Annotated in this window: 6 protein-coding genes; 1 reads left to right on the forward strand and 5 read right to left on the reverse strand. The window is 64.1% G+C overall.

The features are described 5' to 3' along the window. Positions 1–63 precede the first annotated feature (63 nt). The 5 genes from O1R50_RS26040 to O1R50_RS26060 form a co-directional block, all read right to left on the reverse strand. A complete protein-coding gene (locus tag O1R50_RS26040) occupies positions 64–342 on the reverse strand; it encodes a hypothetical protein (RefSeq protein WP_270113189.1) in 279 nt (92 codons plus the stop codon). Next, entirely contained in the window at positions 288–917 is a 630-nt protein-coding gene (locus O1R50_RS26045; protein WP_270113184.1) for an IS630 family transposase, read from the reverse strand. Before O1R50_RS26045 ends, O1R50_RS26040 begins: the two co-directional genes overlap by 55 nt. After that, on the reverse strand, positions 898–1185 hold the full coding sequence (locus tag O1R50_RS26050) for a helix-turn-helix domain-containing protein (RefSeq protein WP_270113185.1): 288 nt from the start codon (positions 1183–1185) through the stop codon (positions 898–900). Before O1R50_RS26050 ends, O1R50_RS26045 begins: the two co-directional genes overlap by 20 nt. A 125-nt stretch (positions 1186–1310) precedes the next feature. Continuing rightward, positions 1311–4610, reverse strand: coding sequence for a DEAD/DEAH box helicase (locus tag O1R50_RS26055; protein WP_270113186.1), 3300 nt, complete (start codon positions 4608–4610; stop codon positions 1311–1313). After that, complete coding sequence (locus O1R50_RS26060) at positions 4611–5501, reverse strand: hypothetical protein (RefSeq protein WP_270113187.1); 891 nt, start codon at positions 5499–5501, stop codon at positions 4611–4613. A 499-nt stretch (positions 5502–6000) separates the two neighbouring features. On the opposite strand from O1R50_RS26060, the gene O1R50_RS26065 reads away from it, so the two are divergent. After that, on the forward strand, positions 6001–6312 hold the full coding sequence (locus O1R50_RS26065) for a hypothetical protein (protein WP_270113188.1): 312 nt from the start codon (positions 6001–6003) through the stop codon (positions 6310–6312). Positions 6313–6415 lie beyond the last annotated feature (103 nt).

Consider the following 6415-nt stretch of genomic DNA (forward strand, 5'->3'; position numbering starts at 1 on the left):
CGAGCAGCATCGCGCCTTCGTCATTGAAGACGCAGACGGAAGCGGTGAAGTGTCGCTGTAGGGTCACGGTCGTTCCTTCACAATGCGGCCGACGGATTCCGGGAGGAATTTGCTCCACCGTAGTACCGCACAGTCGAACTCGATGGTTGAGCTGACGTACTTCGTATGCGGCGCTTGGAAGTAGCTGAGCACACGGGTCGGGAGCTTCTGAACGCAGTGGAAGAACGCCCGGACCGATCGCTCCATCTGGGCCCGGTCGGTGATGACCTGGTCGGCGAGCGTGTGCTTCAGATCGGCGCCCGCCAGCTCGTCGGGGCCCGGGTGCGGGGCGTAGGCGGGCAAGAAATGCAGCTCGATCCGGTCGTTCCGGTCGGCGACCCATTCCCGACCTTCTTGGCGCGGTGGGCGGAGTGCCCGTCGACGACGAGGTGGATCTTCTCCTCGAACTGGCCCAGCAGCCGGTCGAGGAAGACGATGAAGACCTCGGCGTTGAACGTGTCCCTCAAGATCGTGAAGTGCAGGTCGCCCCTGGTGGAGATGGTCGACATCGCGCTGAGCCCGAACCGGTTCCCGGTCCGCGCCGTGGTCGATGTCTGTCCCTTGCGACCCCAAGTACGCCCGGACAGTTGATCGGAGCGGACCCCGACCTGGTCGCCGAACAAGACCACCGCCCCCTCGGAGCGGGCCCGCTCGCGCAGGGCGGGATAGGTCTCCTCTACCCACTCGCGCATCGCCTCCGGATCGGCTTCGATCGCCCGCTTGTCGGGCCGCTGGAAGCTGAAGCCCATGCGCCGCAGCAGCTTGCCCATTCCTTGCTCGGTGAACGACACCCCGAACAATCGTTCGGCCAGGACGCAGACCTTGCGGCGGGTCCACAACTTCCCGCCCAGCTCAAGATCATCGGGCTCGTAGTCCACGATCGACCCGAAGGGCCTCGGCCTCCGAAGTCGACAGCTTGGTCTGCTCACCGACCCGTCGGCCTGGTGTCCCCGAATCCAAGCCGACCGCGCCGCCGGTATCGAAGCGCGCCTTCCAGTTCCCGACCGAACCACGCGAGACCCCGAACACCCGCACCGCCTCAGCGATGCTCATGCCGTCCCGGACCGCGGCCATCACCCGCTTCCGCAGCGTCTCCTGCTGCGACGGTGAGAGCCTGCGCATGTCCACCCTCAGATCATCGCCCACAACAACCACACGCGATGATCAACCAATAAGTTTCGGAGCAATATCACCATGGCCAACAGCACCGGGGACCGTGAGACAGCGAAAATTCAGACCGCTGTCTCTCGCGGGGCTGCGATACTCGCCGATTATCCGGCCTCCGCAAGCGCTCGAACGACCTGCTGCTCGGCCTCAGTTCTTCCGAGCGGCGTGCGACCTTGTCGCACGGATCTGAGCTCCTGCCAGGCCCATTGCTGAAGACCTTCGTCGTCGAGGGCCTCTGGTGCCGGGAGCAGTTCATCCAATAGATGCGCGACGGTTCTGGGACGTGCTCCAGCCCGCATCCATGCGATGGTTGATGGCGCGGCGGCTCCGTAGCGGATGCCCAATGGCAGCAAGCCGAGCGCGCGTTGGCTTCGCTGATTGAGCTCCCAGGGACCGTCAGGTTCCTTGGCGAGCCCTTCAGTGATAATCGCGCCGATGCCGCCGGCAATCATGGTCATCCGGAAGCCGAATCCGATGTCGACGACCTTCCAGGTTCGCGGCAGGGGCGCGTCTCCAGTTCTGCCGAGGTTGTTCCCGGGCGCAGTCCGCTCGGACTGCTCGGCGATCGTCAAGAGCGGCCGTCCGTCAAGCCAGCTATTCATGGTGTTGCGGAGTGCTTGCCAGCCTGTACTTCTCATGGCCGGGGCTTCGGCGTGAATTTCGGCGATCCGGGTCGACTTGAAGGGGTCCAAGGGGAGCGCCAAGCGGAGGCAGTCCGCGTCAAGACCGCTCACCAGGTCGATCATCAGCTCGGACCAATCGGAAACTGTCTCTGGCGAAGTTCCTGCCGTGAGCAACGGTTTGAGCAGTTGGTGCAGACCGACGGCGACGGGCAGGCTAATACCTGCTCGGTGCGCGGCCGCGGATACCCAGGCAGGACTCTCCTGACTGGAGAGGTAGTCGGCGCTGGCTGCTTCGAAGCGTTGGGCAGCTTGGTTGACGTGGGATGCGAGGTCCGGATACGTGCCGGCCCAGGACCGGCGCAGCACTGCGCCCGAGGTCTCACCGTCGGGACGGAAGGACAGGATGGTGAAGGCGGTTTGGTCGTCGATTGGAAGCCGGTGCACGTCCAAATCGCCGCTCAAGTTCCGTTCCAGAAGCCCTCGAAGATGGCTTTCGATTTCCGTTGAGGCGTCCTCTTCATCCAGGAAGGGAGGCCGGTTGGTCATGGTGCGAAGGTGAGTGGGGATCTGCGCGAGCTTGTCAGGAATGAGGATGGCCATTGAACGGGCCGCGACAGTAGCCCTGCCCGCGCGGCCGATGGCGTTGAGCAGGTATGCCCGGCTTCGTGCCTCAGTCTCGGGGCCGTGGTCTTGACGTCCGCCGCCGACTTTGGTGCCGCCGATGACGACGGCGGTGGCCGGAAGGTTGAGTCCTTGTGCCATGGTGCCGGTGGCGAACATGACGGTGGCGGTGCCTTGTTCGTAGGCAATTTCACTGGCGCGGCGCTCCTCCGGGAGCATGGCTGCGGTATGGACAGTCACGCCTTTCTCAAGGAGAGCCTTGAGTACGGAGGTGCCGCCGAGTTCGGATTCGGCGAGTGTCAGTAGCGCTGCGGTCTCGGCGTTGAGCTGCCCGATGTTGCCGGACGAGAGGGGGCCGGTGATGGCTTCGGCAACGGTGAAGCAGTGCTGGCGATTGAACGGGAGGAACACCAGAACGTGGTATCCCTGCTCGGCGAGGCTTTGGGAGATTGCGGCGGCGGTCTTGTTCAGATAGCCAGCTCTGACTAGTTTCTTGTCTCTGTGAAAGTCGAGCTGGGTGGTCATCTGGGTGCGGATGAGCGCGAAGTCATTGCGATCGCGGCTGGTCCAGGCGCCGTGAAGTCCGCCGATGAGGGTGAGCGGAAGCTGCAGTTGGAGGTTCTTCAGCCGTGCTGCCATTGTGGACAACTTGCGCTCGGCCTGTTGACAGTGCTCGTCCAGGATGTTCTTTTCGACGCCGACGATGGCACGAAGCGTCCGTGTGGGCCTCCAGGGGTTGTTGACCAGTACGGTGTCGGCTTCGGTGGCGTTGGAGAGCCATTCGGCGACCGCTTCTGGGTTGGCGATGAGTGCCGAGAGCATCAGCATTCGCACGTATGGAGAGCGATACAAGATCTCCGCGATCGCGAGTTCAGTGACCAACGCCCGTGAGTTTCGGTCGCCAAGCATATGAGCCTCGTCGACCACGCACAGGCTCAGCTCCGCGAACGCCTCTGGGTTTTGGCGCAGCGCGAGGGTGCATTTCTCGGGTGTCATCACAAGGATTTGCTGCCCGCCGATAGTCTCGAGGACCCGAGCTTCCAGATTGCTGTACTCCATGCCGCCGGCGATTTCTCGGACCTCAGTTGATTGCTCGTCGCCGAATGCCGCATCGAGTTGGCGTCGGATCTGCCCGGCAAGCGCGTTGGTGGGGGCGAGGTAGAGCACCCAGCCGTTGTTGAGTGCCTGAGCAATTGCGAGGTCGGCGACGGCCGACTTGCCGGCGCCGGTTGGCACAGTGACGACGGCGTGGCCGCGCGGTCCGGGCAGGTTCTGCTGAGCGTAGTCGGCGGCGGCGGGCCACAACAGAGGTCGGGTCCGGGCTTGGTCGCGCTGGAAGGCTTGGAATCGCCCGCCATCGTCGGGAGGGGGCGGGACATTTCGAAGGGCGCGGCCGGTCGTCCCTGCTATCGCGGTGTGCAGCAAGACGGCTAGGTGGTGGAGGTCGGAGTGTTGCTCGGCGGCCGTCCCGAAGCCGCCCGGGGTTTCAAGCAGCTCAATAATCTCGGCGATGTCGCGGAGGGGTGCGTCGTTGCCGTCACGATAGGCGAGCCACCGCAGGTGGCCTGCGACGGCGCCACCGAGGCGGCGCATGATCGCGTCGCGGACCCGTTCGCGCAACGACTGAAGGGTGCCGGTGGGGGTGGGTGGTGGTGCGATGCCACTGGTTTGCAGGGTCAGGTACGCGATGACGATCTGCAGGAGCCAGGCCTCTGTGGCCGGGAGCGGTTCAGCGCCCGCGCCAGCAGCGGCGCTCACCGTCCGAGCCACGACCGCGGCGTTGGGGTCGTATCCCGCGATGAGGTACAGCAGACCCGTCTCGACGCGCTCATACCGGAGCTGGTCGCCCAGGAGCGCTCGCGCCGGCTCGGGCTCAGCGTGCCCGGCTGCGATGTCGAGTGCCTCGGCAGCGACGAACGCTGAGGCTCGGACCGTATGCGGGTCGAGGCCGGTGACGAGAATCAGGTGCGCTTCAAGCGCGGTTGCCAATCGGCGCAATTCCTCTACCGCAGCAGCCATGTCCGGGGGTTGTCCGCCCAGGTGTCGCCGAGTCTCGGCCTCGAACCAGGCTCGGGTGAGCAGTCGCCGCACGTGGTCGGCATCGAGGTCGTCAAGCTGCGGTAGTGCCTGCAGTAGCTGGTTGATGCCTCGGTTGAACACTTAGAACGTCACCTCGACTACGGCTGCGCGCATTGCATCGGCCACGGCGTCGAAGAAGCCCTCGAAGTCGACCAGCTCGATCGAGATCAGACGACGGTGAGTGGGGGGTGGCTGGAGTTCGGCGAGGTGTTGCCGCTCCTTGTGTGGGTCGAATTTTTCTGCGAACGCGATCGCAGGGACATAACAGCGGCGATTTTGCCACAGTGCGTTGGTAACCTTGGGCCGGAGCGTCTCGGGCAGGACTGTCCGGAGGGCGCCGATCGATTTGCGAAGTTCGCGGCCGTATTCGCCAGCGTCGACTTTTCGGAAGAAGTGAGCGGCTTTCCTGAGGTTGTCAGTGCCGTTCGACTTCGTCGCCTTGCATTCGCCGATCATGACGGCGGTGACGTCGTCATCGTAGATCGCCAGCAAGTCGATTCCAGGGCTCTTCACATTGGTGTGCAGGTCTTGGATCGCATGGACCGTGCCGGGGAGCAGGCCCGTGACCGTCCGGGCTCGGACTACCAGAAGTGCGTGAAGGAGACCTTCCGCGATCCAGGGGTTTCTCGTGTCGTCCCGGGTCAAGGCAGCGGTCGGGTCGGCGAAGTTGTTGTCGGGTCCCAGCAGTTCAAGGAGGTCGAGATCCAGTTCGGCCCGGGCGTTAGGCCACTCGGCGAGGAGCTCCTCTGACAGGCGGGCGTCGAGTCCGACGACGTTAGCCAGCGCGCCGACGAGATACCGACCGAGTGCGGTGGTTACGGAAGGGGTTTCGAAACCGGTGCCGACGAGAACCGTGTGACTGGTCGGGCCCGGGCGCTCGACAAGTTTAATGCCGCGTTCGAGTTCCGCTAGCGCGTTGGCGACAAGCGCGACCGCCGGGTGCCCCAACTTACCGTGAGCCTCATTCACCACTGTGTAACTGTACTGGATTCCTCAGTAGCCTGCCGGGCACCATAGCCATGGTCCCGTTTTCTCCTCCCGAAACCTCAGATTCATTGTCGCCTGGTTGACCGTTAGCCGGATCGATGACCGCAGGGCCCACCACCCGATTGGCCTGCCCTGAGCAAGATCACCTGGGCGCTGCCTCCCGCTTGCTGGCAAACCGACCTGGAGAGGATCTCTACGCGGCATCCGTGAACGTGGTTCGCTAAATTGAGCCAAGGGCGGTCGTCACGAGAACGCGGTCCTTCGTGATGTTGAGATCCATAAGCCGTGGGGGTCGCGGATTGGGACGGTTTTGAGCAGGGCTGGGCAAGCTAACGAGGTCGGCAGTGTCTTCCGCTGTGCGGTCGCCACCCATCTGGCAGTGCATGGACTCCGGGGTCGGCCCGTTTCTGGCCTTGATCTTCCAGAAGACGTCCATCCGGTCCGACTCGACTTCGAGACCTCCGATCCGACCGACGATATCCGGGTGACCTTCTCTGACGGGCGCCGCGCGTTCATCTCGGCCAAACGCCGAGTCAGTACGGGAAGGCCCTTTGTCGAGACGGTCGCAGGATGGGTCGCCCAGTCGGCGACACTCGAAGCCGACGACCTCCTAGTCCTTGCCGGAGAGGACTTCACCGGCCCCGCCAAGGACTTGGACCGCGTCCTACGCCGCCTTGCGGCAGGACTAGCGATCGAGACGCAGGCTGAGCAGGACGCCTTCGAACTGCTCTATGCCCGGATCCCTGCAGCGGCTCGCGAGCGCGTTCTGAAGCAGGGCGCGGGCGAAGGCCGGTGATGTCGGGTTCGCGGTGGTGAGACGGGTTGGGGTGCAATGACAGTGCAGACACGGTCCGGGCGATCATACGGGTGCTGAATCCTGTTGAACGCCAAGGAGAACC

It is taken from the genome of Glycomyces luteolus, assembly GCF_027622875.1.
In the GTDB taxonomy this organism is placed as follows: domain Bacteria; phylum Actinomycetota; class Actinomycetes; order Mycobacteriales; family Micromonosporaceae; genus Glycomyces; species Glycomyces luteolus.